Source organism: Streptomyces sp. SID14478, from assembly GCF_010548525.1.
GTDB lineage: Bacteria > Actinomycetota > Actinomycetes > Streptomycetales > Streptomycetaceae > Streptomyces.
Map to the genome: position 1 here is coordinate 1 of NZ_JAAGMG010000187.1, position 3,446 is coordinate 3,446.

3 protein-coding genes are annotated in these 3,446 nt (G+C 71.4%); all 3 read left to right on the plus strand.

All coding sequences use genetic code 11. From position 1 onward, the window contains the following. Window positions 1-114: 114 nt before the first annotated feature. Entirely contained in the window at window positions 115-1,248 is a 1,134-nt protein-coding gene (locus G3I40_RS07060; RefSeq protein ID WP_164301299.1) for an acyltransferase, read from the plus strand. A 60-nt stretch (window positions 1,249-1,308) separates the two neighbouring features. Beyond that, window positions 1,309-2,130 (plus strand): TylF/MycF/NovP-related O-methyltransferase, encoded by an 822-nt coding sequence (locus tag G3I40_RS07065; protein WP_164301300.1) that lies wholly within the window; start codon window positions 1,309-1,311, stop codon window positions 2,128-2,130. Between the two features lie 174 nt (window positions 2,131-2,304). Then, a partial coding sequence (locus tag G3I40_RS07070) for a glycosyltransferase (RefSeq protein WP_164301301.1) occupies window positions 2,305-3,446 on the plus strand: 1,142 nt, incomplete at its 3' end.

The following is a 3,446-nucleotide window of genomic DNA, read 5'->3' on the forward strand; positions in this document are numbered from 1 at the left end:
CCGGGCGGTGGCGCCCGCCGGCCCGGCGTGGCCCCGGCCCGGAGAGGCCGAACCGATCCCGCTGGCCCCCGTGACGTCGGCGCCGTCGGTGCTCGCGGGTGGGGAGGCAGCCCGGTGAACACCTCCCTCCTGCCGCACCAGTCACCGCTGCGCCGACGCGCCCGCGTCCCGCGCGCCGACCGTCTCGACTCCCTCACGGGCCTGCGCTTCCTCGCCGCGTTCGCCGTGTTCACGCACCACTTCACCGGTGCGAGCACGTCCGGCGGCGTCGCTCAGGCGCCCGCCTTGTTCCCGTACTCGACGATGGGCGTGAACGGCGTCGGGTTCTTCTTCGTCCTGTCCGGGTTCCTGCTGACCTGGGGGCACAGTGCCGGGACGCCCGCGAAGGTCTTCTACTCGCGGCGGGCCGGGCGGATCCTGCCCCTGCACCTCGCCGCGACCGTGCCGTGCGTCTGGGTGTTCCACGTGTGGGGCGGCGTGCCCTGGGACCTGCCGAGTTTCCTCGCCTCACTGGTGCTCGTGCAGACCTGGTTCCCCGGCGTCGTCCCGATGTTCCCCGGCAACGGCGTCTCCTGGACGCTCAGCGTCGAGGCGTTCTTCTACCTGCTGTTCCCGCTCGTGATCCGGGGCGCCTACCGGCTGCGCACCCGCACCCTGCTCGGGCTCGCCACCGGCGGCCTCGTCGCCATGTGGGCCGTCAATTGGTGGGCCGCCACGCACCTGTCGCCGTTCGCCGGTGAATGGGTGATGCGCCATCCGCTGGCCCGGCTCCCCGAGTTCGCGCTCGGCCTCGCCCTGGCGCTCGCCGTGGGGAGGGGGGTGCGCATCCCGCTGCATCCCGGCGCCCTGGCCGCCCTGTTCGCCGCGTACACCGTCGTGTACGTGCACCGCGACACCTGGTTCGGCGCGGCCGCCGCCCAGCAACTCGCGTGCACTGTGCGGCCGTTGGTGGCCCTCTTCTCCGCACTCGTGATCGTCGCCTACGTGCAGCGCGAGCGCGACGGGCGGCGCGGCTGGCTGTGCACGCCGGTCATGGTGCGGCTCGGCGCCTGGTCGTACGCCTTCTACCTGCTGCACCAGACCGTCAACCGGCTGATCCTCGACCACTGGGGCCGCGCCGAGCCCACGAACTTCTCCCTGTTCACCCTGCTCGGCGTCGCGGCCGTGACGGTCGCCCTGTCCTGGGCCGCGTACACCTACGTCGAGGAGCCCGCCCGGCGCTGGTGGACGGTCCGCCAACGCACTTAAAGTAACGGACAGTTGACAGAGTGTGACACGAAGGGTGAATTGCGCGTAGTGTCCCGCCCCATGGCATGGAAGAACGCCGTCAACGGCGCCCTCCGGACGCTCACCGGATACCAGTTGACCCGACCGCAGGTGCCCGCCCCGCGCGCGGCCGCACCGAAGGCTCCCGAGGCGCCGAAGCCCGCGCCCGCACCGAAGCCCAAGGGGCTCAAGCTGCCCGTCGACTACGACGACGAGGCGAAGGAGACGATCCGCGCGGTCAAGCCGTGGACGATGACGTCCCCGGAGCGGCTCAACGCCTTCATCCTCGCCACCCGGCACGTCGTCAAGCACGGCATCCCCGGCGACATCGTCGAGTGCGGGGTGTGGCGCGGCGGTTCGATGCAGGCCTGCGCCAAGACGCTGCTCAGCTGCGGCGACACCGGCCGCGACCTGTACCTCTTCGACACGTTCGAGGGCATGACCCCGCCCACCGAGGAGGACCTGCGGCGCGACGGCACACCGGCCGCCGACATCCTCGCGCGCAACGACAAGGACAAGGCGATCTGGGCGTACGCCACGCTCGACGACGTCAAGTCCGGCTTCCAGCAGGTGCCTTACCCGGCCGAGCGCGTCCACTACGTACAGGGCAAGGTCGAGGACACCGTGCCCGCCGAGGCGCCCGGCAAGATCGCGATCCTGCGCCTGGACACCGACTGGTACGCCTCCACCAAGCACGAACTGGACCACCTCTACGACCGGTTGGTGCCCGGCGGCGTCCTGCTCATCGACGACTACGGCTACTGGCAGGGCTCCCGGCAGGCCGTCGACGAGTTCCTGGAGAAGACCGGTGAGCGGCTGCTCCTGCTGCGCATGGACGAGGGGCGCATCGCGGTCAAGCCGTGACCCCGTCCCCACCGCGCCTCACCGGTGCGTGTTTCCTCTTCGGCCCCCGTGCCCCGTGGCGCGGGGGCCGAGGTGCGATCACCCGTATGGCCCAGGCCGGGTGACCGTGAACGGTGGCACCGGTTGTTAACGAGAAGGACCATCGCCGTTCGCCGGAAGGAATGTGCGCAGCGCATGACACCCCGCCTCACCGTCGTCGTTCCCCTCTACAACGTCGAGGACTACCTCGGCGCCTGCCTGGAGTCGCTGTCGGCGCAGACCATGCCGGACCTCGAGGTCGTGATGGTCGACGACGGCTCCACCGACGGCAGCGGGGCGCTGGCACGCGAATTCGCCGCCGGTGACGCCCGGTTCCGGTTGGTCGAGCAGGACAACGCCGGTCTCGGCGCCGCCCGCAACACCGGCGTCCGGCACGCCACCGGCACGTACCTCGCCTTCGTGGACAGCGACGACGTGATCCCCGAGGACGCGTACGAACTGATGCTGGACACGGTCGAGGCGTCGGGCTCGGACTTCGTCACCGGGAACGTCTTCCGGCTGCGCGCCGACGGCACCACCGACCAGTCGCCGATGTTCCGCAAGGCGATGGCCACCACCCGCGGCGCCACCCACGTCACCCGCGACTGGGACCTGCTCGCCGACCGGATCGCCTGCAACAAGGTGTTCCGGCGCGCCTTTTGGGACGAGCACTCCTTCGCCTTCCCCGAGGGTGTCCTCTTCGAGGACATCCCCGTCGTGCTGCCCGCCCACTTCCTGGCCCGCTCCGTCGACGTCCTGCACGACACCGTCTACCTCTGGCGCGACCGCGACGGCTCCATCTCCAACAAGCGCGCCATCCCGCGCGCCATCCGCGACCGCACCGCCTCCTGCGCCCACGCCAGCGGCGTGCTCGGCACGCGCCCCGAGTGGCGCGAGGGCAAGCGGCGCTACGACCACTCCGTGCTCGCCGGTGACCTGTGGATGTTCATGGAGGCCCTGCCCGACGGGGACGCCGCCTACCACGAGGCGTTCCTCGACCGCGCCAACTCCTTCGCGGACAGCGTCGATCCGGCCGTCCTCGACGAACTGCCGCTCGGCCTGCGGGTGCGCTGGCGGCTGATCCGCGAGCGCCGCATGACGGAGCTGCTGGCCTTCATGGCGTACGAGAAGACGAACCAGGACGCCTTCCGCGCCCGGCGCGGGCTGCGCGGGCGCCGCGCCGACTTCCCCGCGCTGACCGGGCGGCTGCCCCGCAAGGTCGTCGGCCTCGCCAAGGGCGACCTGCCGCTGGACGCCCGCGTCACGCAGGCGGCCTGGGACGACGACGGCAAGCTGCG